Annotated in this window: 22 protein-coding genes, 1 tRNA gene, 1 other RNA gene, 2 pseudogenes and 1 riboswitch; of the genes and pseudogenes, 6 read left to right on the forward strand and 20 right to left on the reverse strand. The window is 73.8% G+C overall.

Going from position 1 to position 23,639, the window contains the following annotated elements; genetic code table 11:
- Both HLB15_RS11430 and HLB15_RS24815 read right to left on the reverse strand, forming a co-directional pair.
- On the reverse strand, positions 1-1,956 hold a 1,956-nt coding region (locus tag HLB15_RS11430), incomplete at its 3' end, for a DNA polymerase III subunit gamma and tau (RefSeq protein ID WP_171105712.1).
- Between the two features lie 135 nt (positions 1,957-2,091).
- The gene (locus HLB15_RS24815) at positions 2,092-2,337 is read right to left on the reverse strand and encodes a hypothetical protein (protein WP_249360104.1); all 246 of its coding nucleotides are present in this window, start codon (positions 2,335-2,337) and stop codon (positions 2,092-2,094) included.
- 570 nt (positions 2,338-2,907) lie between these two features.
- On the opposite strand from HLB15_RS24815, the pseudogene HLB15_RS24985 reads away from it, so the two are divergent.
- Positions 2,908-3,345: pseudogene (locus HLB15_RS24985) on the forward strand (HNH endonuclease); the annotation flags it as partial.
- A gap of 189 nt (positions 3,346-3,534) precedes the next feature.
- Here HLB15_RS24985 and HLB15_RS11440 read toward each other — a convergent pair.
- The 4 genes from HLB15_RS11440 to ffs form a co-directional block, all read right to left on the reverse strand.
- Positions 3,535-4,134 carry a methionine ABC transporter permease gene (locus HLB15_RS11440; RefSeq protein WP_212759773.1) on the reverse strand — a complete coding sequence of 200 codons (600 nt, stop codon included), beginning with the start codon at positions 4,132-4,134 and terminating at the stop codon, positions 3,535-3,537.
- A gap of 59 nt (positions 4,135-4,193) precedes the next feature.
- The gene (locus HLB15_RS11445; protein WP_171105716.1) at positions 4,194-5,246 is read right to left on the reverse strand and encodes a methionine ABC transporter ATP-binding protein; all 1,053 of its coding nucleotides are present in this window, start codon (positions 5,244-5,246) and stop codon (positions 4,194-4,196) included.
- Entirely contained in the window at positions 5,246-6,133 is an 888-nt protein-coding gene (locus tag HLB15_RS11450; RefSeq protein ID WP_171105718.1) for a MetQ/NlpA family ABC transporter substrate-binding protein, read from the reverse strand. The genes HLB15_RS11445 and HLB15_RS11450 overlap by 1 nt, the downstream gene beginning before the upstream one ends.
- Positions 6,134-6,510: 377 nt before the next feature.
- Positions 6,511-6,607, reverse strand: an RNA gene (gene ffs / locus HLB15_RS11455) — signal recognition particle sRNA small type.
- 143 nt (positions 6,608-6,750) lie between these two features.
- On the opposite strand from ffs, the gene HLB15_RS11460 reads away from it, so the two are divergent.
- Positions 6,751-6,835: transfer RNA gene (locus tag HLB15_RS11460), tRNA-Ser, on the forward strand.
- Positions 6,836-6,977: 142 nt separating this feature from the next.
- Positions 6,978-7,922 (forward strand): endonuclease/exonuclease/phosphatase family protein, encoded by a 945-nt coding sequence (locus HLB15_RS11465; RefSeq protein WP_229785135.1) that lies wholly within the window; start codon positions 6,978-6,980, stop codon positions 7,920-7,922.
- Positions 7,923-7,931: 9 nt separating this feature from the next.
- On the opposite strand, the gene HLB15_RS11470 is transcribed toward HLB15_RS11465, so the two are convergent.
- The 11 genes from HLB15_RS11470 to HLB15_RS11520 all read right to left on the reverse strand — a co-directional run bounded on the left by HLB15_RS11470 (position 7,932) and on the right by HLB15_RS11520 (position 17,609).
- Complete coding sequence (locus HLB15_RS11470; RefSeq protein WP_171105721.1) at positions 7,932-8,621, reverse strand: YcnI family copper-binding membrane protein; 690 nt, start codon at positions 8,619-8,621, stop codon at positions 7,932-7,934.
- A 63-nt stretch (positions 8,622-8,684) separates the two neighbouring features.
- The gene (locus HLB15_RS11475) at positions 8,685-9,290 is read right to left on the reverse strand and encodes a hypothetical protein (RefSeq protein ID WP_171105722.1); all 606 of its coding nucleotides are present in this window, start codon (positions 9,288-9,290) and stop codon (positions 8,685-8,687) included.
- Positions 9,291-9,300: 10 nt separating this feature from the next.
- On the reverse strand, positions 9,301-9,972 hold the full coding sequence (locus HLB15_RS24820; protein WP_171105724.1) for a LytR C-terminal domain-containing protein: 672 nt from the start codon (positions 9,970-9,972) through the stop codon (positions 9,301-9,303).
- Between the two features lie 19 nt (positions 9,973-9,991).
- A complete protein-coding gene (locus HLB15_RS11485; RefSeq protein WP_171105726.1) occupies positions 9,992-10,288 on the reverse strand; it encodes a type II toxin-antitoxin system VapB family antitoxin in 297 nt (98 codons plus the stop codon).
- A 175-nt stretch (positions 10,289-10,463) separates the two neighbouring features.
- Complete coding sequence (locus tag HLB15_RS11490; protein ID WP_171105728.1) at positions 10,464-12,056, reverse strand: ABC transporter permease; 1,593 nt, start codon at positions 12,054-12,056, stop codon at positions 10,464-10,466.
- Positions 12,053-13,000, reverse strand: a complete 948-nt coding sequence (locus HLB15_RS11495; RefSeq protein ID WP_171105730.1) for an ABC transporter ATP-binding protein — start codon at positions 12,998-13,000, stop codon at positions 12,053-12,055. Before HLB15_RS11495 ends, HLB15_RS11490 begins: the two co-directional genes overlap by 4 nt.
- Positions 12,997-13,677 carry a TetR/AcrR family transcriptional regulator gene (locus tag HLB15_RS11500; RefSeq protein WP_171105732.1) on the reverse strand — a complete coding sequence of 227 codons (681 nt, stop codon included), beginning with the start codon at positions 13,675-13,677 and terminating at the stop codon, positions 12,997-12,999. Before HLB15_RS11500 ends, HLB15_RS11495 begins: the two co-directional genes overlap by 4 nt.
- A gap of 68 nt (positions 13,678-13,745) precedes the next feature.
- Positions 13,746-15,035 carry a uracil-xanthine permease family protein gene (locus HLB15_RS11505; RefSeq protein WP_171105734.1) on the reverse strand — a complete coding sequence of 430 codons (1,290 nt, stop codon included), beginning with the start codon at positions 15,033-15,035 and terminating at the stop codon, positions 13,746-13,748.
- Positions 15,036-15,088: 53 nt separating this feature from the next.
- Positions 15,089-15,964, reverse strand: coding sequence for a poly(ethylene terephthalate) hydrolase family protein (locus HLB15_RS11510; protein ID WP_171105736.1), 876 nt, complete (start codon positions 15,962-15,964; stop codon positions 15,089-15,091).
- A 71-nt stretch (positions 15,965-16,035) separates the two neighbouring features.
- Positions 16,036-16,965: an LLM class F420-dependent oxidoreductase gene (locus HLB15_RS11515; protein WP_171105738.1), complete on the reverse strand. Its 930-nt coding sequence runs from the start codon at positions 16,963-16,965 to the stop codon at positions 16,036-16,038.
- Positions 16,966-16,991: 26 nt separating this feature from the next.
- Positions 16,992-17,609: a DsbA family protein gene (locus HLB15_RS11520; RefSeq protein ID WP_171105740.1), complete on the reverse strand. Its 618-nt coding sequence runs from the start codon at positions 17,607-17,609 to the stop codon at positions 16,992-16,994.
- Positions 17,610-17,633: 24 nt separating this feature from the next.
- Here HLB15_RS11520 and HLB15_RS11525 point away from each other — a divergent pair, with 24 nt between their 5' ends.
- The 3 genes from HLB15_RS11525 (at position 17,634) to pnuC (ending at position 19,643) form a co-directional block, all read left to right on the forward strand.
- The gene (locus HLB15_RS11525) at positions 17,634-17,828 is read left to right on the forward strand and encodes a hypothetical protein (protein ID WP_171105742.1); all 195 of its coding nucleotides are present in this window, start codon (positions 17,634-17,636) and stop codon (positions 17,826-17,828) included.
- Positions 17,829-17,898: 70 nt separating this feature from the next.
- On the forward strand, positions 17,899-18,648 hold the full coding sequence (locus tag HLB15_RS11530) for a TetR/AcrR family transcriptional regulator (protein ID WP_171105743.1): 750 nt from the start codon (positions 17,899-17,901) through the stop codon (positions 18,646-18,648).
- A 77-nt stretch (positions 18,649-18,725) separates the two neighbouring features.
- A riboswitch (FMN riboswitch) is annotated at positions 18,726-18,862 on the forward strand.
- Between the two features lie 94 nt (positions 18,863-18,956).
- A complete protein-coding gene (gene pnuC / locus HLB15_RS11535; protein WP_171105762.1) occupies positions 18,957-19,643 on the forward strand; it encodes a nicotinamide riboside transporter PnuC in 687 nt (228 codons plus the stop codon).
- A gap of 119 nt (positions 19,644-19,762) precedes the next feature.
- On the opposite strand, the pseudogene pheT reads toward pnuC, so the two are convergent.
- The 3 genes and pseudogenes from pheT to thpR all read right to left on the reverse strand — a co-directional run.
- Positions 19,763-21,602, reverse strand: a pseudogene (gene pheT / locus HLB15_RS11540) (phenylalanine--tRNA ligase subunit beta); the annotation flags it as partial.
- Between the two features lies 1 nt (position 21,603).
- On the reverse strand, positions 21,604-22,671 hold the full coding sequence (gene pheS / locus HLB15_RS11545; protein WP_171105745.1) for a phenylalanine--tRNA ligase subunit alpha: 1,068 nt from the start codon (positions 22,669-22,671) through the stop codon (positions 21,604-21,606).
- A 272-nt stretch (positions 22,672-22,943) separates the two neighbouring features.
- Positions 22,944-23,540 (reverse strand): RNA 2',3'-cyclic phosphodiesterase, encoded by a 597-nt coding sequence (gene thpR / locus HLB15_RS11550; RefSeq protein ID WP_171105747.1) that lies wholly within the window; start codon positions 23,538-23,540, stop codon positions 22,944-22,946.
- Positions 23,541-23,639: the final 99 nt, after the last annotated feature.

The raw sequence follows: 23,639 nt of genomic DNA on the forward strand, positions 1-23,639 counted from the left end.
GGCGGGGCGAGGACTGCCGGCACCCCCGCCGCCTGCCCCGGGCGTGCCGGCAGGCGTACCGCCTCCGGATGCGCCCCCGCCGGGCGGGGGGCCGCCCGACGCGCCGCCGCCGGACGTGCCGTCGTCGAGCGTCGCCTCCACCCGGACACGGACGCCGAGCGTCTGGTACACCGCCTCCTCGACCGCGCTCGTGTGCCGCGCGTTCGAGAAGGCGCGGGCGAGCCCCGGCGCCGCGAACCCCAGCTTCAGCGTGCCGCTCTCGAGGGCGACGACCTGCGCGTTCGGCCCCACCAGGGACCACGTGACCCGCGCGACGGCGAGGGCGCCGAGCACCTCCGGCCAGCGCCGCCGCACCGTCTCGGTCGTGACGCCGGGCTCGATGCCGTCGCCCGGTGCGGCACCGGCCTCGGCCGCATCCCCGGCCGAGCCACCCGCCCGGGTGTCGTCCTCTGCCGAGCTCGCGTCGGAGGCGCGGCTCGGGGCGGCAGCCGCGGACGGCGGCGCGGGCTCGGGTGCTGCGGGCTCGGGTGCTGCAGGCTCGGGTGCTGCGGGCTCGGGTGCTGCGTCCCCACCCGGGTCGCCGCCCACGGCGGCCGCGTCAGGCACCGCCGGTCCGGCTCCGCCGTCCTGCCGGGGGCCCGCTGCGGAGCCCTCCGGCTCCGTCCGCTTCTTGCGCGCGTCCAGCACGGCGCGCGCCGCGGCCGCACCGGTGAGCCCGCCGCCCGGGGCAGGCTCAGCGGCTGTGACGCCACCGGACGCCGAGGGAGCCGGCGCGCCACCGGCGCCGATCCCTCTTCGCTCGAGCCTGTCGATGCGCGCGGCGAGCCCGGCGGCGCCGTCGTCGGCGCCGGGCAGCAACAAGCGCGCGCAGAGGAGCTCCAGGTGCAGGCGTGGCGACGTGGCGCCCGTCATCTCGGTGAGCGCGGCGTTGACGAGGTCGGCCGCGCGCGACAGCTCGGCGACCCCGAGACGGCTCGCCTGCGCGCGCATGCGTTCGAGCTGGTCGGCCGGGATGCCACGCAGCACGGCAGCGGCCGCGTCGCCGGAGACGGCGATGACGATGAGGTCGCGCAACCGCTCCAGGACGTCCTCGACGAACCGGCGCGGCTCGTGCCCCGTCGCGATGACCTGGTCGACCACGCGGAAGATCGAGCCGCCGTCGCGCGCGGCCAGCGCGTCGACGACGTCGTCCAGCAGGCTCGAGTGCGTGAAGCCGAGCAGGCCGACCGCGAGGTCGTACTCCACGGCACCGTCGCTCGCGCCGGCGATGAGCTGGTCCATGACGGACAGGGAGTCGCGCACCGAGCCCCCGCCCGCGCGCGTGACCAGTGGCAGGACGCCACCGCCGACCTCGATCCCCTCGGCGGCGCAGAGCTGCTCGAGGTACGGGGACAGGACGTCCGGCGGGACGAGCCGGAACGGGTAGTGGTGCGTGCGGGACCGGATCGTGCCGATCACCTTGTCCGGCTCCGTGGTCGCGAAGATGAACTTGATGTGCGGCGGCGGCTCCTCGACGATCTTGAGCAGGGCGTTGAAGCCCTGCGGCGTCACCATGTGCGCCTCGTCGAGGATGAAGATCTTGTACCGGTCGCGCGCCGGCGCGAACGTGGCGCGCTCCCGCAGGTCACGCGCGTCGTCCACACCGTTGTGCGACGCCGCGTCGATCTCGACCACGTCGAGCGAGCCGGGGCCGCCCCGCGCCAGCTCGACGCACGAGGCGCACTCCCCGCACGGGGTGTCGATCGGCGTCTCCGGCGTGTTCCGCGCGCAGTTCAGCGTGCGCGCCAGGATGCGCGCGGAGGTCGTCTTGCCGCAGCCGCGGGGGCCGCTGAAGAGATAGGCGTGGTTCACCCGTCCGCTGCGCAGGGCCTGCATGAGGGGGCCCGTGACGTGGTCCTGGCCGATCACCTCGGCGAACGTCTCGGGCCTGTAGCGGCGGTAGAGGGCGGTGCTCACCTCCGCAACGATAGACGCCCCCACTGACACGCGTGAGTCGGCCGTCCACAGCCGGACACGAGGGTGCGTCGCCGTCGTCCACAGATCTGCTTCCCGGCGCGCGGACCGAACGACTGTGCCATACGGTGATGACGGTTACAGAGGAGGGTGCAGATGGGACAGCAGGACGACGAGGCCACGACCGTCCAGGTCGCCGGCGCCGACGCACAGCGCGTGGCGTCCCTGCACGCCTGGCTGCTCACGGCACCCACGCCGGACACCGACGCGGCACGGATCGACGCGCTGCGCGCGCTCGAAGAGCTCAAGGCGGCCTGTGCCGCCGTCCAGGCGCAGCTCCTCACCGAGCTCCACGACGACGCGCTGCGCGCAGCCCGTGCCCACGCCGCCGATCCGTCAGAGCACCACGACCGGTCCGGCCGGCAGGTCCCCGTCACCGTGCGGTCGGCCGAGCGCGATGCCACAGCGAGCACGGTCCAGCAGACGGCCAGGGCGATGCGTGTGTCGCCGCACCGGGCCAGGACCCTGCTCGGCGCCGCCCACGTCTGGCACGAGGAGATGCCACACACCCTCACGTCGTTGCGAGCCGGGCTGCTGTCGGAGGAACGCGCACTGGTCCTCGTCAAGGAGACCGCGTGCCTCACGCCGGAGGACCGCGCGCGGGTCGACGCCGACCTGTGCGCCGACCCGGTGACCCTGCACGGCGTGGGCACCCGCTGGCTCGTCGGGCTGGTCCGGGCGCGCGCCGACGAGCTCGACCCCGCCGCGCTCGTGCAGCGGGCGGCACGCGCCGCGGCCGGGCGGCGAGTCTCGATCCGTCCGGCGCCCGACGCCATGGCCTGGGTGACGGCGCTCCTGCCCCTCACGGAGGGTGTCCAGGTGTACGCGGCGCTGCGCCGCGCGGCCGAGTCGGCCCGGCGCACGAGCTCCGAGGAGCGCTCGACCGGCCAGCTCATGGCGGACACGCTGGTCGAGCGCGCGACCGGGCAGGAACAGGCGACGGACGTCCCGGTGGCGGTCAACCTCGTGGTCTCCGACGCCGCACTGCTGGCCGGGGGCACCGAGCCGGCGGTCGTGCTGGACGGCGAGGGCGCCGGCCACGGCACGGTGCCCGCGGCAGTGGCCCGCCACCTGGTGGCCGGCGCCCTCGACCGCGACGCGGCCTGGCTCCGGACGGTCTACGCGTCCGCCGACGGCGACCTGGTGGGGACGACGAGCAGACGACGGTTCTTCGCCGACGGCCTCGCCGACCTCCTCCGGGTCCGGGACCAGGGCACCTGCCGCACGCCCTGGTGCGACGCGCCCACCCGGCACCTCGACCACGTCCGGCCCGTCGCGGCGGGCGGTGCCACCGAGCTGTCGAACGGGCAAGGGCTGTGCGCCGCGTGCAACCAGGCCAAGGAGGCACCGGGCTGGCGAGCGACGGCCGGGACCGACCCGGAGACCGGCCGGCATGCCGTGGTCACCACGACGCCGACCGGCCACCGGTACCGGTCGGTGGCGCCGCGGCCCCCGAGGCCCGCAGGGCGGGCGACCGCGCGCGCCGAGACGATCCCGCAGCGGCGACCGTTCCGTGCCGGTCTACCGCCGCAGTGCCCTACGGGCCAGCGTGTTGCCCAGCCACTGCACCGCCTGGACGATCAGCACGATGATCACGACCACGACGGCGGTGACCGCCCAGTCGTACTGCCGGTAGCCCTGGACGATCGCGAAGTCGCCGAGCCCGCCCGCGCCCAGGTACCCGCCGATGGCGGACATGTCGAGCACGCCCACGAACAGGAAGGTGTACCCGAGGATGAGCGGGGCCAGCGCCTCCGGCACGAGCACCGTGCGCACGATGCGCAGCGGGGAGGCGCCCATGGCGCGAGCGGCCTCGACCACGCCCGGATCGATCGACACGAGGTTCTGCTCGACGAGCCGGGCGAAGACGAACGTGGCCATGAAGGCCATGGCGAAGGTGAAGGCCTCGATACCGATCGTCCGGCCGATGACGGCGCGCGTCAGCGGGCCGAGCGCCACGAGGAAGATGATGAACGGCACCGGCCGCACGACGTTCACGGCGATGTTGAGCACGGCGAACACGACCTTGCTCTGCAGCAGGTTGCCCGGTCTCGTCAGGTAGAGGCCGAGCCCCAGGGCGAGCCCGAGGAACCCGCCTACCAGCAGAGCGATGACCACCATGTACGCGGTCTGACCCGCCGCCTCCCAGAGCAGCGGTGCGAGGAACTCCCAGTCCGTGGTCACGCGTCAGCCCTCCCGTGGTCGTCCACCCAGGTCACCCGGCGAAGCGCCGCCACCGCCCCCTCGACGGCGGCCGGGTCTCCGACGAGCTCGACCGTCAGCGACCCGTACGGCCGCTCGGCGACCTCGGTGATGCCGCCGTACACGACCGTCCCGTCGACGCCGTGCTCGCGCAGGGTCCGCGTGAGCACGGCCGACGACCCGGCCACCTCGTCCACGCCCACCGTCACGATGTGCCCGGCGTGCCGTCGCCGGAGCCGCGCCAGGACGTCGGGCGAGGGGCGGTCGCGCAGCGCCGTGGCGACGAACCTCCGGGTCACGTCGTGCCGCGGCGCGCTGAACACCTGGTACGACTCGCCCACCTCGACCACACGGCCGCGGTCCATCACCGCGACCCGGTGGCAGACGGACCGCACCACGTCCATCTCGTGGGTGATCACGACGACCGTGATCCCGAGCTCACGGTTGACGCGCTGGAGCAGGTCCAGCACGTCGCGCGTGGTCTCGGGGTCGAGCGCGGACGTCGCCTCGTCGGCCAGCAGGATGCGCGGGTTGGTGGCGAGCGCCCGGGCGATGCCGACCCGCTGCTTCTGCCCGCCCGACAGGGTCGACGGGTACACCTTCGCCTTGTCCGCCAGACCGACGAACTCCAGGAGCTCGGCGACACGGGCCTCGCGGCGTGCCCGCGGCCAGCCCGCCACCTCGAGCGGGTAGGCGACGTTCCCCGCGACGGTCCGGGAGGACAGCAGGTTGAACTGCTGGAACACCATCCCGATGCCGGCCCGCACCGGTCGCAGCCGCGCCTCGCTGAGCGAGGCGAGCGAGACGCCGTCGACGACGACGTCACCGCTCGTGGTGCGCTCCAGCGCGTTGATCAGCCGCACCAGGGTGGACTTGCCGGCCCCGGACTGACCGATGACGCCGAAGATCTCGCCCTCGCGGATGTCGAGGGTGACCCCGTCGACGGCCCGCACCTGGGCGCCCCTGCCCCGGCCCGGGAACACCTTGGCGGCGTTCTCGAACCGGATGACGGCACTGGTCGCCGGGGACATCAGGAGGCGTTCTCCTGGATGCCCGTCAGGATCTCCTGAAGCTCGGTGGCCGAGTTGTCCTTGATGACACCCGTACCGCCGGAGGCCTCGACGACGCCCTCGGTCACCTCGGGCGAGTGGTAGATCTCGACGAGGCGCTGGAACACCTCGTTGTCAGCGTCCGCGGCGCGCGCGACCCACACGTTGATGTACGGCTCGGCGGCCGACGCGTCCGGGTCGTCCGAGTAGATGGCGTCCTCGGCCGTCAGGTCGGCGTCACCGACGAAGTCGTTGTTGATGATCGAGGCGTCGACGTCCTGCAGGGCGAGCGCGGTCTGGGCGGCGTCGACCGGGGTCACGGTGACGCGGGACTCGTCCTCGATCACGTCGGCGGGGGTGCTGAACGAGCTGCCGCCGTCGCGCAGGGTGAGCAGGCCGGCCTCCTGCAGCACGAGCAGCGCCCGGGCCTGGTTCGTGTCGTCGTTGGGGATGGCGATCTCGCCGCCGTCCGGGACGTCCTCGACGCTGTCGTGCTTCGTGGAGTACAGGCCCAGCGGGTAGACGGCGGTGGCGCCGATCGGCGTGAGGTCCGAGCCCGTCGCGGTGTTGTAGTTGGCGAGGAACTGCAGGTGCTGGAACTGGTTGAGGTCCAGGTCACCGTCGGTCAGCCCCTGGTTGGGCAGCTGGTAGTCGCTGAAGTTCACCAGCTCGACGCTGATGCCCTCCTCCTCGGCGAGGTCCGTGAAGGTGTTCCAGTAGTCGTCACCGGAGTTGACGACGCCGATGCGGACCGGGTCGTCGGCCGAGCCCGCGGCGGCGGTGGCGTCGGACGGCCCGCCGCACGCGCTCAGGGCGAGAACGGTGGCGGCGGCGAGCCCTGTGGACAGGACAGCGGAGAAACGAGACATGGGTGGTCCTCTCAGGGGACACGGGCGCAGGTGTGCCGGTGCTCGAGATGCGGGGGGCCTACGTCGTGCGCAGGCGGAGCAGAGGTGGGCGGGCCACGGCCATCAGCAACGTGGCGAGCTCGAGACGGTGCGGGTGCGGCCCTCAGCGGGCCGCGGGAGGGAGCGGCGCGGTCAGCGCTCGCACATTCGCCCGCCGCGCACGCGGCCGAGACACGAGTCGTCGCGCCGGGTGGGCGACGTCGTGACGGTGGTCCGGGTGCGGGTCATGCGGACATCGTGCGCCCGCCAGGGCCTCACAAGCCAACTGGCGACCGGAAAATCCCATGATGTGGACCAGATCCTGTCCACATCGCGGCAGGGGCGCCGGATCCCGGGCATGAGAGGACCCCCCGCACACCCACCAGAGCTCACGTACCCTTGCTGCCTTCCGGCCCTGGGGGAGTTCGGCGAGATGGTGCCGCACGAGGGGTCTGCCCCCAGCCTAACCGATCCCGGCGCGGAGACCGAACCGCCCCGGCGGCCGTCCGATTCGTTGTCGGAGCACGGTGTCCGGTATCCTCGTCAGGCCGCGCCAGAGACTTCGGTCCTGTGGCCGTGCTCGCCGTCGCGACGCACGAGGAGGATTCGCCTAGTGGCCTATGGCGCACGCTTGGAAAGCGTGTTGGGTTAACGCCCTCGGGGGTTCGAATCCCCCATCCTCCGCACCATCCAGACGCGGGACGCCGTTCACCGGTGTCCCGCGTCTGTCGTTTCCCCGCGGCCCGCGCTTCACCCGGCGTTGTCGACAGCGTCACCGCGCTCTGGTCGGGTGGGCGGACACCGTTTTCCCACGCGAAGGAGAACCATGTCCCGCACCACTGCGATCTCCCGCCGCACGATGCTCGCCGCCGCGGGCGCCGCCGGCGCGCTCGGCGCGCTCTCCCTGCCCGCGACGGCCTCCGCCGCGCCCCGGACCGCACCCGGCGGCAGCCGGCCGGTGATCGGCCGGGCCCGCGGCGAGTGGCTGCACGCCATGAGCTTCAACGTCCGTTACGACCGCGAGGGCGAGACCCGGCCGGGCGACCCGGACTACTGGCCGGAGCGCGCGCCGCTCACGACGGCCTTCCTCCGGCTCGAGCAGCCGACGATCCTCGGCGTCCAGGAGGCGGAGTTCAACCAGCTCGCCGCCGTCGAGGAGGGGCTGGGCCGCGGCTACGCGATGGCGGGCTACGGGCGCGACGGCGGAGCGGCCGGCGAGTACTCGGCGATCTTCTACGACGCGCGCCGTCTCACGCTCCTCTGGTGGGACCAGTTCTGGCTGTCCGACACCCCGAAGGTCATCGGCTCGGCCACGTGGGGCAACTCGGTGACCCGCATCGTCACCTGGGCCCGGTTCCACGACGCGGCGACAGGGCGTGAGCTCGTGCACGTCAGCTCGCACTTCGACCACCAGTCCGAGACCGCCAGGGTCCGCAGCGCCGAGGTGGTCCGCGACCTGGTGGCGGACGCCGAGGCACCCGTCGTCTTCACCGCCGACTGCAACGCGGCGGCCGAGTCGTCGGCGGCGTACGGCGTGCTGGTCACCGACGGCGGCCTCCAGGACACGTGGCGCGCGGCCGAGCACCGCCTCACGCCTGCGGTCGGCACCTTCCCGAACTACGGCACGCCCACCCCCGACGGGGACAGGATCGACTGGATCCTGGCCACGCCGGGGGTCGAGGTGCGTGCCGCCGCGATCAACACCTGGACCCGGGACGGCCGCTACCCGAGCGACCACACCCCGGTCCAGGCGCTGCTGCGCCTGCGCTGACGGCGGCGCTCAGGCTCGGCGGCGTGCGGCGAGCGCCACGGCGACCCCGGCGGCGCCGACCACCAGCCCCGCGCCGCCGAGCCAGCGGCTCACGGGATCGGCGGCCGGGCCGGACGCGCCCGCGACACCGGCGGCCTCGGCCGAGTCGGCAGCCTCCGTCGTCGTGAACACCGGCGCCGGCGCCTGCGGCTCGGTCCCGTCGCCCGCGGGGAGGTCGTCCCAGTCGACGACCTCCCCGTCGGTGTAGGTCTGGTGGGCCGGGAGCACCACGGTGGTGCCGGCCTCCGGCAGCGCGCCGACGCGCAGGGCGAACTCCTGGTACTCGTGCGGCGGCACCTCGTGGCCGTCCTGCGCGGTCCAGGTCACGCGGACGGGCGCCTCGTCGACGGTCGCGCCCTCGACCTCGATCGGTTCGTCGAGCGTGCCGGTCTCGACCTCGACGTCCCAGCCGGGCAGCACACGGGGCGTGACGCTGAGGAACGGGGTACCGGTGGGCAGGTCCACGACGAGCTGCTCGGTGGAGGCGGTGTCGGACTCGGTCGGGACGCGGAACGTGAGGCTCGCGTAGCTCTCGGCCTCCGTGGTGTCGGGGCTCACGGTGACGTGGGCGAACGCGGGCGCTGCCGGCAGCACGAGCGCCGCGGTCACGGCGGTCGCCGCGAGCGCGCGACGGCTCAGGGGCGTGCGGGAGTCGGTCATGGGTGTGGTCCTTCGGTCGGGGTGGGTTCGAGCGCGCGACAGCGCGCCTCCCGCCCCGTTCCGTCAGGCCGGCAGGCGCACCGCCAGAGCCGACGACGGCGGCCCGCGCACCGGCGCGACGTACCCCGCCGCGACGCCCCGGAGCACGACGGGCCGCACCGGCGCGAGGACCCGCACCGCGACGGGCAGCCGCGGCGCCGTCACCGCGAGCGGCCGGGCCAGCCAGGACGCAAGGAGCCAGACCCCGCGCTCGACGCCCACGAGCAGCGCGACCGACACGACGGTGGCCGCCGCGTGCCAGGCGAGCATCCCGGGATCGGCCGTCACGGCCTCCGCCGTGCACGCCGTGCCCACCACGACGCTGCCCGGGTGGGGGTGCGGCCCGGCGTCGGTCAGCGCGTCGGCACAGCCGCCGCCGAGAAAGGTGAGGGCGCGGTGCAGGCCGTACTGGCCGACGCCGGCCAGGGCGAGCCCGCCGGGCCAGCGCACGCGCCGTCGGACGACGACCGCGCTCACGGCGAGCAGCAGGGCCCCGAGCAGGACGACCGCCGCGGCGGGCGGGAGGTGGGCACCGGCCTCGGCGTGCGCCGCGAGGGCGAGGGCGAGCACGACCGCCGTCCACAGGGACGCACGGCCGAGGCCCAGGGCACCTGCGGACGGGTCCGGCACAGCAGGAACCCTAGCCCTCCGGCTGGACCTCGTCCTCGGCGCTGTTCGCCGTGGCGGGCATGATCTGCGGCTCGGGCGTGATCGTGTCGGCGGGCACACAGTCCTCGGCGTTGCGCAGCGGCTGGTCGGCGGCGACGTCGACGTCCTCGGCGTCGAGCGGCGGCTCGTAGTCCCGGCCGATGATGAGGTCGACGACGGGTCCCTTGCGGTCGTCCAGCACGAGGCGCATCGACGGGAACTGGGCGGCCAGCTCGTAGGCCCGCACGATGCCCTTGGTCCCGAACCGGACCTCGGACTCGAGCAGCTCGTCCGACACGTTGCCGATCTCGACGACCTGGAACCCCCGCTCGGCGAGGACCGACTCGTGGGCCTTGCCGAGCCCGGACTCCTCCGTGGAGTTCAGCACCCGGACCTTGATCTCGGAGTAGGCGACGGGCAGTGCGCCGTCGGGCTGGCCCTCGACCTCGGGCAGGCACGCCACCGGGTAGGTCTTCTGGTCGGACGCGCCGACCGTGGTGAACGGCCGGTCGAACGGCGAGCTGATCGCGCCCGAGTACACCGCGAGCGCGAAGATGCCGCAGACGGCGAGGAACGCGATGAGCACGCCGAAGACGACCGCCTGACGCTCGTGCTCACGGCGCCGGCGTTCTCTGCGCGCCTGGTCGTACCCGGGGGTTGTCACTCGTCGAACCTACCTGGAGTCAGCGGATGGTGAGGACTCGGGCGTGCAGCACCGGCCGCTGCTGGAGCGCTGCCCGGAGGGCGCGGTGGAGCCCGTCCTCGAGGTACAGCGTCCCCTGGTACTCGACGACGTGCGCGAACAGGTCGCCGTAGAACGTGGAGTCCTCGGAGAGCAGGGTATCGAGGTCGAGCGTCCGCTTGGTGGTGACGAGCTCGTCGAGCCGGACCTGGCGCGGGGGCACGTCGACCCAGTCGCGGTTCCGCGACCGCCCGTGCTCAGGATACGGGCGGCCGTCTCCTACGGCCTTGAAGATCATCGGTCCGTCCTCACTGGACTCGGCAGGGCACGGTCCGGGAGCCGCGGCGCTGCTGGGCACCGGACGGGCTCCCGCACACTACGGGACGGTACCCGACCGGCGGCCCGGCAGGGCACCGGATCGGCGCCGCGCCGGTGATCCCGGCGCGGATCGTTGTCGGAACGTCACCGACGTCTCAGACGCGTGGCACGTCCCGCCTCCGGAAGCCCGCGAACGCGAGCAGGAACAGCACGGCGGCGACACCGGCCAGCCCCCCGAGGCGTGCCGCCTCGACGTCGCCGAGCGCCGGGTTGCCCACCCACCAGAACGGCGAGATCCGGCGCGCCCACCCGGGCAGGCCGAACAGGTCGGCGAACATGCCCACGACGAAGACGTACCCGAGCAGCGCCCAGGCGAGCCCCGTACCTCGCGGCAGCCAGGCGTGCAGCGCGGCGGTGAACCCGACGAGGACGCCGAGCGCGGGCAGGTAGGCGGCGCCGAGCCGCAGGTACTCGCCGACGTCGAGCGCGTCGTACCCCGTGGAGGCGGCCCCGGCCCAGAGGGCGAGCGCACCGGTGAGCTGCACGACGACGGCGCCGACGAGCGCCAGGGTGAGCGGAGCCGCGAGCCAGCGGTACCGCGAGACGGGTGCGGCGAGCGCGACCTCGGTCCGGCCGGCCTCCTCCTCGGAGCGGGCACGCAGCGTCGCCGCCACGCCGAAGGCAGCGGCTCCGACCGCGATGTAGAGCCCGAAGATGCCGAGGAAGGTGCGGACCATGTCCTCGCCGGTGCCGAGCAGCGCGTCGTACAGGGGGTTGCCCTGGATCGCGTCGAGCATGGTCGGCACCTGGCGGATGATCGTGCCGGAGGCGAGCCACATCGCCCCGAGCCCGAGGGTCGTCCACCCGAGCGACGCGCGCTGCTGCAGCCACGCGAGCGGGAGCGGCCCGGTCAGCGTGGCGCGCGCGTCGCGGCGCCCCGGGCGGACGGCGAGAAGACCGGCTCCGACGTCGCGCCGCGCCGCGAGGCGTGCGGCGACGGCGAGGAGCAGGACGCCGGCGGCGGCGCACAGCCCGAGCGGCCACCAGCGCAGGTCGACGAAGACGCGGGTCTGCTGCACCCAGGCGATCGGCGAGAGCCAGGACAGCGCGCTGCCGTGCCGTTCCTGCACGTCGCCGAGGGCACGCAGCAGGAACGCGGCGCCGAGCACCGCGAGCGAGAGGCCGACGGCGCCGCGACCGTGCTCGTGGGCCTGGGCGGCGACGAGCGCGACCGCCCCGAAGACCAGGGCGCCGAGCGCGATCGCCGACGTCATGGCGAACGCCTGCCCCGCATCGAGCCCCTGCGCCGCGAGCACGGCGCCGCTCGCGAGCGCGACGGCGGCGTTCATCACCACGACGAGCAGCAGCGCCGCGACCGACGCCGCGTGCCTGCCGACGGTGCCCGCCCGCACGAGCTCGGCGCTGCCGTTCTCCTCCTCGGCCCGGGTGTGCCGCACGACCTGGAGGATGCTCATGACGGCGGCCGCGAGCACCACCCAGAGGATGAGCTCGTTCGCCACGGCGGCGCCGGGCGTGTAGTCGTCGAGGCCGTAGCCGGGCCCGCTCATGGAGATCATCGCGGGCGAGGAGACGAGTACCGCGCGCGCGGACCGGGCCGCGGGGTCGTCGAGGGAGAGGTACTCCCCGGCCGCGCCCGCGTACAGCGCGGCGATGCCGAGGGTCCACCACAGGATCCGCATGCGGTCCCGCCGCAGCATGAACCGCAGCAGCGTGCCGGTGCCGGTCACCGCGCGCCTGCCGCGTGGGGCTCGCTCGGGTCGAGCGCGTCGCCGTAGTGCCGCAGGAACAGCTCCTCGAGCGACGGCGGCGTCGCCGTCAGCCGCTGTACGCCGAGCGTGCCGACGGCGGGCAGCACGGCGCCGAGCCGCGCGTCGTCGACGTCGAAGGTGACGCGTGTGCCGCCGTCGGACGGGGTCACGACGAGGTCGTGCACGCCGGGCAGCGCCCCGAGAACGGCGGGGTCGCCGTCCAGGACGGCGGATACGCTCGTGCGCGTGAGGTGGCGCAGCTCGTCGAGCGTGCCGGACTCCACGGCGGCGCCGTTGCGGATGATGGTGACGGTGTCGCAGACCTTCTCGACCTCGGACAGGATGTGGCTGCTCAGCAGCACGGAGCGGCCGGCGTCCTTGACCTCGCGGACGTACTGCGTGAAGACGGCCTCCATGAGGGGGTCCAGGCCGGAGGTCGGCTCGTCGAGCACGTAGAGGTCCGGCTCGGTGAGGAACGCGGCGACCAGGGCGACCTTCTGCCGGTTGCCCTTCGAGTACGTGCGCGCCTTCTTCCGCGGGTCCAGCTCGAAGCGCTCCAGCAGCTCCGCCTTGCGGGCGGCGAGGCGCGCGTGGTCCTTGCGTCCGCTGAGCCGCACGAGGTAGTCGATGCACTCGCCGCCCGACAGCGAGGGCCACAGGCTGACGTCGCCCGGCACGTACGCGAGGCGACGGTGCAGGGGCACGGCGTCGCGCCAGGCGTCGCCGCCGAACAGGCGCGCGGTGCCGGAGTCGGCGCGGAGCAGGCCGAGCAGCACCCGGATGGTCGTGGACTTGCCCGCGCCGTTGGGGCCGAGGAAGCCCCGGACCTCCCCCGGCTGGACCGTGAGGTCGAGGCCGGTGAGGGCCTGGACGCTGCCGAAGGACTTGCGCAGGTCGTGGATCTCGATCGCTGGTGCGGTCATGCTCGGCTCGCTCCCGGGTCGGTGGTGCGCGGCGTGGACTGGTGCGCCAGGTACTCGTCGAGCACCTGGCGGGTCGCGAGGTATCCCTCGGTCAGCACCTCGAGCATCGGCAGGTAGCTGCTCACGAGGTAGTGGCGGACGATCCCGGCGAGGTCGGCAGGATCCGCGGGCGGGTTGAGCGCCGTCTCGAGGAGGAGGGCTCCGAGCGAGGAGAGGACGAGGTAGCGGGCGCGCGCCGCCTCGTCGCGGCTCGGCACGATCACACCCACCGCGACGCCTTCGCGCGAGTAGACGACCGCGTCATCGACGAGGTGGTCGACGAACTCGCGGGCGAGCTCCCCGCCGTCCTGCACCGAGCGGAGCACGTAGCCGACGACCGGTGCGTTCTCCTCGGCGGCGGCGAACCGGTGGAAGAAGCTCTCGCCCGCCGCGACAGTGGCGACGTTCTCGCGCTTGAGCCGGCGGATCGTGGCCAGGAGGTGCTCGTCGCACGCGGCGCGCAACCCGTCCTTGGAGCCGAAGTGGTGCATGACCAGGCCGGCGCTCACCCCGGCGTCGGCGGCGACGGCGCGGACCGACGCGCCGAAGCCGTCGATCGCGAACCGCCGGATCGCCGCGTCGCGGATCCGCGCACGGGCGGTCAGGTCGGGGTCGTCGTCGGCCGTGGCTGAACGCATGTTCAGCATGCTATACACGCGTTCAGCCGATGGTCCAGGGGCCGCCCCGGACCGGGGAGCCGTGAGCCTCAGCCCTGCACGGTGCCGCGCCAGCGGCCGACGGCGCGCATGACGTGGTAGATGACCAGCGCGGCGGCGGTGCCGAGCGCGATGCCCTCGAACTGGAGGTCGCCGGCGGTCCACGTGAAGTTGGCGATGCCGATGATGAGCGGCACGGCGGCGGTCGTGAGGTTGACCGGGTCGGAGAAGTCGACGCGCGCCTGCACCCAGATGCGGGCGCCGAGGATGCCGATCATGCCGTAGAGCATGGTCGTGACGCCGCCGAGGACCCCGGCGGGCACGGTGTTGACGAGCGCGCCGAACTTCGGCGACATGCTGAGCACCAGGGCGCCCACGGCGGCCACCCAGTACGCCGCGGTCGAGTACACGCGAGAGGCGGCCATGACGCCGATGTTCTCCGCGTAGGTCGTCGTGCCCGAGCCGCCGCCGAGGCCCGCGAGAGTGGTCGCGACGCCGTCGGCCAGGAGGGCACGGCCGGTGAGCCGGTCGTAGTCCCGGCCGGTCATCGCCGCGACCGACTTCACGTGGCCCACGTTCTCGGCGACGAGCACGAGGACCACCGGCAGGAACAGCCCCAGCACCGACGGGTCGAACGACGGCGCGGTGAAGTGCGGGAACCCGACCCAGGCCGCCTCGCGGACCGCCGTGAGGTCGACCTCGCCGCGCACGCCCGCGAAGGCGTAGCCGACCACGACGCCGAGCAGGATCGCGAGCCGCCCGACGATGCCGCGGAACAGCACCTGGATGAGCACGATCGACGCGAGGGTGACCACGGCGGTCAGCGGCGCGGCACGGAAGCCGGAGCACGCGCCGCCCTCGTCGCACGTGCCCCACGCGACCGGCGCGAGGTTGAGGCCGATGAGCGCCACGATGACACCCGTGACCACGGGCGGCATGACGAGCTGGATCCAGCGCGCACCCGCGACGTGCACGACCACGCCGATCAGCGCGAGCAGCACGCCCGTCGCGAGGACGCCGCCCAGCGCGACGGACTGGTCGCCCGACGCGGTCGCGGCGAGGATCGGCGCGATGAACGCGAAGCTCGACCCCAGGTAGCTCGGCAGCCGGTTCCCCGTGATCAGCAGGAACGTGATGGTGCCCACCGCGGAGAAGAACAGCGTGGTGGCCGGGTCGAACTGGGTCAGCACCGGCACGAGGAACGTCGCGCCGAACATCGCGACGACGTGCTGCAGACCGATGCCGATCGTGCGCGGCCAGCTCAGCCGCTCGTGCGGCGCGACCACCTCGCCAGGGGCGATCCGGGCTCCGTCACCGTGCAGGGTCCAGCCGAGTCGCATCGCACAGTCCTTCGATCTCGCGGGGGCGTCGCGCGGATCTTACCGGCCCGCCCTCAGCAGGTGCTGCTGCGGTACTCGCTGACCTCCTCGTCGACGGCGGGCGGCGGACACAGGAACCGCAGGTAGCGGTCGTCGCCGTCGACGTGGACCTTGAGCCACGCGATGCTCGAGCGCGCGATCGTGGTGCTCGGCACCGTGGGCGCCGAGTGGGTGGCGCCGCGCAGCTCGAGGTAGGCCTTGTCGCCGTCGGCGGGGAGGGTCTCGTAGAACCGCTCGGCGTGCCTGCGCACGGGCGCGACGACGTCGTCCTGCGCACCCACGACCAGCGTCGGCGAGGTGACCTCGGGGAACGTCTTGTCGGCGCTGAAGGGCGCGAGCGGGATGACCGCCCGCAGCGCGGGGTCGTCCTTGGCGGCCTCGAGGCTTCCGCCGCCGCCCATCGAGTGGCCCATGACGGCGCGCCGCGCGGTGTCGACGCGGTCGGCGACGACGGGCAGGTCGTCGAGCTGCGCGAGGGCGGCGCGGAGCTGGTCGCCGCGGCGGCCGGGCGCGTCGCCCGTGCTCAGCGTGTCGATCGTGACGACGACGAAACCCTGGGAGGCCAGCCGCGGGCCGAGCCAGGCCACCGAGGCCTGCGTGGCGCTGTACCCGGGCGCGACGGCGACCGCACCGAAGCGGCCCTCCGCCGTGTCCGTGGGGTAGTGGACGGTGCCCCCGCCGTAGCCGACGGCCTCGGCACGGGGGACGACCAGGGACGCGACGTCGAACGGGCCGAGCGGCGCCTCGACGCTCGCGTCGGTCGGGTCGGGGCCGCGGCGGTGGTCGACGGCGGCGCCGGGACCCGCGACGAACGTTCCGGCGGCCAGGATCTGCGCGGTCAGGACGGTCGCGGCGAGCGCGGCGCGGACGGCACGGGTCAGGGGCTGCATGGTGCCGACCCTAGGAAGGTCGGCGCGACCCGGCCCGCCGTGGGACCGGGTCGCGCCGAATGACCGGAAGGTCAGCCGAGCTGGCGGCGCACCTCGCGCGCGAACAGGTCGAGGTGGTCGAGGTCCGCCAGGTCGAGCACCTGGAGGTAGACGCGCTGGACGCCCTCGGCCTCGAGGGCCTTGAGCCGGTCGACGGCCTCCCCGACGGTCCCGGCGATGCCGTGCTCGCGCAGCTCGGCGGGCTCGCGCCCGATCGCCGCGGCGCGCCGCGTGAACTCGGCCTCGTCCTGGCCGACGGCGGCCACGAGCGCCACCGACTGGACGAGCGAGCCGGGCTCGCGGCCGGCGTCGGCCAGGGCCTGCTCGATGACCGTGATGCGGGGGCCGATGTCGGCGATCGCGGGGAAGGACTGGTTGTACTCGTCGGCGAACCGCGCGGCGAGGGCGGGCGTGCGCCGCGGCCCGCCGCCGCCGACCAGCACGGGGATCCTCGGCTGGACGGGCTTCGGCAGCGCGGGCGAGTCGGTCAGCTGGTAGTGCGCGCCCGAGTACGAGAACGTCTCGCCCACCGGGGTGTTCCACAGGCCCGTGACGACCTCGAGCTGCTCCTCGAGGAGGCCGAACCGCTTGTCGGGGAACGGGATGCCGTACGCGGCGTGCTCGGCGGCGAACCAGCCCGTGCCGAGACCGAGCTCGACGCGGCCGCCGGACATCTGGTCCACCTGGGCGACCTGGATCGCGAGCACGCCCGGGTGGCGGAAGGTCGCCGACGAGACGAGCGTGCCGAGGCGGACGGTCGACGTCTCCCGGGCGATGCCCGCGAGCGTGACCCAGGAGTCGGTGGGGCCGGGCAGCCCGTCCCTGTCCCCCATGGCGAGGTAGTGGTCGGAGCGGAAGAACGCGCTGAACCCCAGCCGCTCGGTCGCCTGGGCGACGGCGAGCTGGTCGTCGTACGTGGCGCCCTGCTGGGGCTCGGTGAAGATGCGCAGGTCGAGAGTCATGGTTCCTCTGGTGCCGGTGGATCGGGTCAGTCGAACTGGGGGGACGTGGTGCGCGACCGCTTGATCTCGTAGAAGTACGGGTACCGCGCGAGCGCCACGGAGGCGTCGAACAGCGCGCCCGCCTCCTCGCCGCGCGGGATGCGCGTGAGGACGGGGCCGAAGAAGGCGACGCCGTCGACGTGGATCGTCGGCGTGCCGACGTCGTCGCCGACGGGCTTCATGCCGGCCTCGTGCGAGGCGGCGAGCGCCGCGTCGTAGGCGTCGGACGTCGCGGCCTGCGCGAGCTCGGCGGGCAGGCCCGCCTCGGCCAGCGCCGCGACGGCGACGGCGTCGAGGTCCTTGTCCTCCTGATTGTGGATGCGGGTGCCCGCAGCCGTGTAGAAGGCCGAGAAGGCGTCGGGACCGTGGTCGGTCTGGACGGACGCGGCGACGCGGCCGATCCCGCGCGAGCGCTCGATGCGGGCCCGGTAGTCCTCGGCGATGTCCCGGTCCTTGTTCAGCAGGTAGAGGCTCATGAGCTTGAACGTGAGGTCGACGTCGCGGACGGCGGCCACCTCGTGGGCCCAGCGGGACGTGATCCAGGCGAAGGGGCACGTGGGGTCGACGTAGACGTCGACGACAGGGCGGGGTGCGGTCGTTGTCACGACCCGCAGACTACGCTCAGGCCCGTGACCGGCATCCGGTGGGGCAGCCTGGCGACCGTCGTGGGCGGCGGCGTGGTGCTCCTCGTGTGCCTGGTGGGGGTGATCCTCGGCCATCCGTGGGCGGCGGTGCCGGGTGTGATCGGCCTTCTCATGGCCGTCCGCGAGGTGCGCTACCTGCGCAGACTCCACTCGGGCCGGATCCCGCCCGAGGAAAGTTAGCGCCACGCAGGTCACGGTTCGTTCAAGGACTCTTCACGGGGGCCAGGGGGCACGCGGTAGCCTGCCTGGCATGACCGCCGTCCGTACCCACACGCACGCGCAGGCAGTCGACGCTGCGGTGGACCTGTTCACCCGGCAGGGGTACGAGGGGACCACCGTCGAGGAGATCGCCGACGCCGCGAAGGTCAGCCGCGCCACGTTCTTCCGCCGGTTCCGCTCGAAGGAGGACGTGGTCTTCGCCGACCACGAGCTGCTCCTCGAGGAGGTGGTGGTCATGCTGGCCGCCACCCGGCCCGACGCCCGGGCCAGCGAGGAGGCCGGGCACGACCTCGGCAGGGCCTGGGACCCCGAGGTGGACCCGTACCTGGAGGTGTGCCGCGCGGCCCGCATGGTGTTCGACCACCACGTCGGCCAGCGCGAGACCTCGCTGGCCCGGTACCACCTGCTGCAGCAGGTACCCGCGCTGCGGGACCGCGAGCTCATCACGACGCACCGCTACGAGCGGGCGTTCACCCACTACCTGCGCGACACCCTGCCGCCGGAGCGCTCGACGTCGACGGCGTCCATCGCGTTCGCCGCGTCGGTCGTCGCCGTGCACAACGCCATCCTGCGGCGCTGGCTGCGCACCCCGTCGCTCGACCTGCGCCCGGAGCTCGAGGAGGCGTTCGCGGACCTGCGCCGCGCCGCCGTGCTCGGCACCTCCGCCGCACCGGCGCCCGACGCGCCCGCGCCGGCGGGCCGCCGCGTGGTCGTCACCGTGGTCGACGGCGGCGCCGGTCCGGACGAGGTGGCCCGCGCCGTCCGCGACGCGCTCGCCTGAGCCGGGATCCCCCGGACAGGCCGGGAATGCCGACGTGGCATCCTGTGTTCCGCTAGACATCGTGCAGCAGCAGTGGCACACGTGCTCCGGGGTCGGTGAAATTCCGAGCCGGCGGTGACAGTCCGCGACCCGGGTCTCCTCGCGAGGGGAACCCGGTTGACCTGGTGGAACTCCAGGACCGACGGTGAAAGTCCGGATGGGAGGAAGCACGTGCGGCGCGCCGGTCACCGGCGGCGCCGTCGTCGGCGCCGTCGTGGCGCGCCGACCTCACCCCGGAGTCCCGTGTGCGGACTTCGGAGGGATGAGAGATGGACTGGTTCCGCGCCGCGTACGACGCGACGTTCCTGGTCGCCGACCAGCAGATCTACTGGCGCGAGGTCGTCGGCAACCTGTTCGGGCTCGCGTCGGCGCTGGGCGGCCTGCGCCGCAAGGTGTGGGCGTGGCCGGTCGGCATCGTCGGCAACGTCCTGCTCTTCACCGTGTTCATGGGCTCCTGGTTCGGCGACGCGGGCCGCGCCGACATGCTCGGCCAGGCCGGGCGCCAGATCATGTTCATCGCGGTCTCGGTCTACGGCTGGTACCGCTGGCGGCAGACGCAGCGCATGGGCGGCGTCGGCACCGTCGCGGTGCACCCGGCGTGGGCCTCGTGGCGCGCACGGATCGGCCTCGTGACCGGCATGGTCGCGGGCACGCTCCTCCTCACCCCGCTCTTCCGCGCGCTCGGCTCGTACGAGCCGGTGTGGGCGGACGCCTGGATCTTCGTGGGCTCGGTGCTCGCGACCTACGGCATGGCCAAGGGCTGGGTCGAGTTCTGGCTCATCTGGGTGGCCGTCGACCTGGTGGGCGTGCCGCTCCTGTTCTCCGCGGGGTACTGGGCCACGGCGCTCATGTACGTCGTCTACGGCGTGTTCACCCTGGTCGGCTTCGTCGCGTGGTGGCGGATCAGCCGCCGCGAGACCACCGAGGCCGGACAGGTCGCCGCCGCCGCCGCGTGATCGCGTAGCGTCGGCGCCCGTGGACGCACAGGAGCGCAGGGCACGGGTCGGGATCGTCGGGTCGGGCTTCCGCGCCCGCACCGTGCTGCGGGTGCTGCAGGCGTTGCCCGGCCGGTTCGAGGTCGCGGGCCGGGTGACCAGCCCGACCTCGTACACGGCGAGATCGGTCAGGCCGCGCGACACGTTGCGCCGCACCGTGTCGAGCAGCGTGGCGAGCAGGGTGGTCCGCATGAGCGGCTTGTCGTCGGCCATCGGGTTGGCGAGGCGCAGCGACACGCGCCGCTCGTCGTCGGCCGGGAGGCCCAGTGCGTCGTACTCGGCCGGGCCGACGAACGGGTAGCTGAGGGTCTCGACGAACCCGGACTCGGCCAGCGCGCGGGCCACCGAGCGGCGCGTGCGCTGCTCGGGCGTCAGCCCTCGCCCGCCCGGGGCGGACGGGAGCACCGACGGCACCTGGCCGTAGCCCTGGATGCGCACGACCTCCTCGACCAGGTCGGCCGGGCCGGTGAGGTCGGGCCGCCACGTGGGCGGGGTGACCGTCAGCACGCCCTCGCCCGCCGGCTCGACCGTGGCGCCGATCTCCTCGAGCGTGCCGCGCACCTGCTCGGGCGTGTACTCGACGCCGACGAGGCGCGTGGGCTCGGTGACCTTGAGCTCGATGGGCCGCGGCAGGGCCGCCGCGGTGTCGTCGAGGTCGCTCACGGCCGGGTCGGCGGTGCCGCCGCCCAGCTCGACGAGCAGGTCGACCACGCGCTGCGCCGCGACGGGCGGCAGCAGCGGGTCGACGCCGCGCTCGAACCGCTTGGCCGCCTCGCTGGAGAGCTTGTGCCTGCGGGACGTGCGCGCGACGGTGATCTGGTCGAAGTGCGCCGCCTCGACGAGCACGTCCGTCGTGGTCTCGCTCACCTCGGACGAGGCGCCGCCCATGACGCCGGCCAGGCCGAGCACGCGGCTGCCGTCGCCGTCGGGCGAGTCGGTGATGAGCAGGTCCTCGGGGTCGAGGGCGCGGTCGACGTCGTCGAGCGTCGTGAGCCGCTCCCCCGCCACGGCGCGCCGGACGACGATCGGCCCGGCGACCTTCGCGAGGTCGTAGGCGTGCAGCGGCTGGCCGAGGTCGAGCATGACGTAGTTCGTGACGTCGACCGCGAGCGAGATCGACCGCATGCCGGAGGCCTCGAGGCGGTGCTTCATCCAGGCGGGCGTCGGCGCCGACGGGTCGACGCCGCGCACGATCCGCGTCACGAACCGGTCGCACCCGACCACACCGTTGATCGGCGCGGCGTCCTGCACGCGGACGGCGAAGCCGTCGGCCGTCGGGGCCGGCTCGGCGCCCGTGGGCAGGCCACGGTCGGTGAACGTCGCGCCCGTCGAGTGGGCGTACTCGCGCGCCACGCCGCGGTAGCTGAACGCGTACCCGCGGTCGGGCGTCACGTTGATCTCCAGGACCTCCTCGCCCAGGCCGAGCAGCGCGATGGCGTCCTGGCCGGGCGTGAGGTCCTCGGCGGCGAAGCCGTTGCGGGTGAGCACGAGGATGCCGTCGTGGTCGTCGCCGATGCCGAGCTCGCGCACCGAGCAGATCATGCCGTCCGAGACGTGCCCGTAGGTCTTGCGGGCCGCGATCTCGAACGGGCCGGGCAGCACCGTGCCGGGCAGGGAGACCACGACGTAGTCGCCGACACCGAAGTTGTGCGCGCCGCAGACGATGCCGCGGGCGCCCTCGTCGTCGTTGTGCTCCGGCCCGACGTCGACCCGGCACCAGTTGATGGTCTTGCCGTTCTTCTGCGGCTCGGGCGTCTGCTCCAGCACACGGCCGACCACCAGCGGGCCGGTGACGGCCGCCGGGTGGATCTCCTCTTCCTCCAGGCCCACCTTCACGAGGTCGGCCGCGAGCTGCTCTGCGGTGAGGTCGGCGGGCAGCTCGACGTGGTCCGCCAGCCAGTCCTTCACGATGAGGGGCACTTCAGATCTCCGTCCCGAACTGGGTGGAGAAGCGCACGTCGCCCTCCACCATGTCGTGCATGTCCGCGATCGAGTGGCGCAGCATGAGCGTGCGCTCGATGCCCATGCCGAACGCGAAGCCCGTGTACTCCTCGGGGTCCACCCCGGCCGCGCGCAGCACGTTCGGGTTGACCATGCCGCAGCCGCCCCACTCGATCCAGCCGGCGCCGCCCTTCTTCTGCGGGAACCACAGGTCCATCTCGGCGGACGGCTCGGTGAACGGGAAGAACGCAGGACGCAGGCGCGTCCGCGCCTCGGGGCCGAACATGGCGCGCGCGAACGCGTCGAGCGTGCCCACGAGGTGGGCCATCGTCAGGCCCTTGTCCACCGCGATGCCCTCGACCTGGTGGAAGACGGGCGTGTGCGTCTGGTCCAGCGCGTCGGTGCGGAACGTCTTACCCGGGCACGCGACGTACAGCGGGACGCCGCGCTCGAGCAGCGAGCGCGCCTGCACGGGCGACGTGTGGGTGCGCAGCACGAGGTTCGACTCGGCGCCGCCGGAGCCCGCGACGTAGAACGTGTCCTGCATCTGCCGCGCCGGGTGGTCCGGGCCGAAGTTCAGCGCGTCGAAGTTGAACCACTCGGCCTCGACCTCGGGGCCGTCGGCGATCTCCCAGCCGAGGCCCACGAAGAAGTCGGCGATGCGCTCCTGGACGAGCTCGATCGGGTGGCGCGCGCCGGTCGTCGTGCGCTGGACCGGGAGGGTGACGTCGACCGTCTCCTCCACCAGCACGCGGGCGTCGCGCTCGGCCTCGAGCTCCGCCTGGCGCGCGGCGATCGCCTGGTTGATCCGGCCGCGGCGCGGGCCGACGAGCTTGCCGGCCCTGGCCTTGTCGGGGCCGGGCAGCGCGCCGATCCCCCGGTTGGCGAGGGCCAGGGCGCTGCGGTCCCCGGTGTGCTGGGTGCGGACGGCCTTCAGCGCGTCGAGGTCGCCGGCCTGCGCGATGTCGTCGAGGGCGGCCTTGACCGCGGCGTCGAGCGCCGCCTCGTCGAGCGGATCGATGGGTGCCTTCTCTTCGGGCGTGGACATGCTTGCCTTCCTGGCGGATTCGGGAGCCGGCTCCGGTCCCTCCCGGGGACCCGTGCCGGCATCTGCAGTCTAGGTGCCCGCCAGGGCTCAGGACGCGTCGTCCACAGGGCAACTCAGTGCCCGCGCGCAGCGGTCGCCGCGCAGCCCGTGGCGGGCTGCGTAAATCGGCGGGTCAACGGCTGCATGCGCCCATCATTCCATGCCCCGTCCTGACCGGGCAACGGCATCGCCGGACCACTGGGCGATGCTTGGCACACTTTTTCTGGTGCGCCTCACCCCTCGAGCGACCACGTCTCCACGACGTCGTACCGCGGGCCGCCCTGCGGGCCCTCGCCCGGGTGCGACTCCACCAGTGCGAACGTGTCCGCCGTCCACGACGGACCGGCGTAGACCGACAGCGCCTGCGCAGCCGGCTCGAGCGCCGAGCGCGGCTCGCCCCCGGACCGCTTGCCCCAGCGGTCCCGCCCGCGGGGCGGACGCACCTGCCCCGCGCGCGCCCGCGCGACGGTGAGGTGCGCGCGGTGCGGCTTCACGTCGTCGGGCACCTCCCGGGGCGAGGCCGCCAGGCAGTCGGCGGCCAGGTCCCGCAGCGCGTCGGTACCGCCGTCGACACCGATCCACAGCACGCGCGCGCCGAACGAGCCGGCACCGCGCAGCCGCAGGTCGACCGGACCGTGCTTGCGCGCGACGGCCGCCAGGTCCTCGCACAGCTCCGGCACCGTTCCGGCGGGCAGGTCGGCGTAGAACGCGAGCGTGATGTGCAGGTTCTCCCGAGGGACCCACCGCGGGGTGGCCGGGACGCCGTCGACGGCGAGCTGGAGGTGGTCAAGGACGTCCGGGGGCGGGACGACCGCCGTGAACAACCGCACGGCACGATCCTAGGGGTTGGGGCCTCCCCTGCCGCACCGCGCGGTCACGCACGCAGGTGTCACCGCCGACGGCGGGCACCCAGCGCACGGCGTCGTCGT

The sequence above is a fragment of the Promicromonospora citrea genome (assembly GCF_013004695.1).
Taxonomy (GTDB): Bacteria; Actinomycetota; Actinomycetes; order Actinomycetales; family Cellulomonadaceae; genus Promicromonospora; species Promicromonospora citrea.

Bases quoted from the DNA above. Each gene is read 5' to 3' on its own strand.
- HLB15_RS11445 (WP_171105716.1), bottom strand. From the start codon at position 5,246: ATGTCCCCGGCGACCAGTGCCGTCATCCGGTTCGAGAACGCCGCCAAG.
- HLB15_RS11495 (WP_171105730.1), bottom strand. From the start codon at position 13,000: ATGACCGCACCAGCGATCGAGATCCACGACCTGCGCAAGTCCTTCGGC.
- pnuC (WP_171105762.1), top strand. From the start codon at position 18,957: ATGGACTGGTTCCGCGCCGCGTACGACGCGACGTTCCTGGTCGCCGAC.
- HLB15_RS11530 (WP_171105743.1), top strand. From the start codon at position 17,899: ATGACCGCCGTCCGTACCCACACGCACGCGCAGGCAGTCGACGCTGCG.
- HLB15_RS11515 (WP_171105738.1), bottom strand. From the start codon at position 16,965: ATGACTCTCGACCTGCGCATCTTCACCGAGCCCCAGCAGGGCGCCACG.
- HLB15_RS11470 (WP_171105721.1), bottom strand. From the start codon at position 8,621: ATGACCGACTCCCGCACGCCCCTGAGCCGTCGCGCGCTCGCGGCGACC.
- HLB15_RS11500 (WP_171105732.1), bottom strand. From the start codon at position 13,677: ATGCGTTCAGCCACGGCCGACGACGACCCCGACCTGACCGCCCGTGCG.
- HLB15_RS11465 (WP_229785135.1), top strand. From the start codon at position 6,978: ATGTCCCGCACCACTGCGATCTCCCGCCGCACGATGCTCGCCGCCGCG.
- HLB15_RS11510 (WP_171105736.1), bottom strand. From the start codon at position 15,964: ATGCAGCCCCTGACCCGTGCCGTCCGCGCCGCGCTCGCCGCGACCGTC.
- HLB15_RS11505 (WP_171105734.1), bottom strand. From the start codon at position 15,035: ATGCGACTCGGCTGGACCCTGCACGGTGACGGAGCCCGGATCGCCCCT.
- pheS (WP_171105745.1), bottom strand. From the start codon at position 22,671: ATGTCCACGCCCGAAGAGAAGGCACCCATCGATCCGCTCGACGAGGCG.
- HLB15_RS11440 (WP_212759773.1), bottom strand. From the start codon at position 4,134: ATGGTGGTCATCGCTCTGCTGGTAGGCGGGTTCCTCGGGCTCGCCCTG.
- HLB15_RS11485 (WP_171105726.1), bottom strand. From the start codon at position 10,288: ATGATCTTCAAGGCCGTAGGAGACGGCCGCCCGTATCCTGAGCACGGG.
- HLB15_RS11450 (WP_171105718.1), bottom strand. From the start codon at position 6,133: ATGTCTCGTTTCTCCGCTGTCCTGTCCACAGGGCTCGCCGCCGCCACC.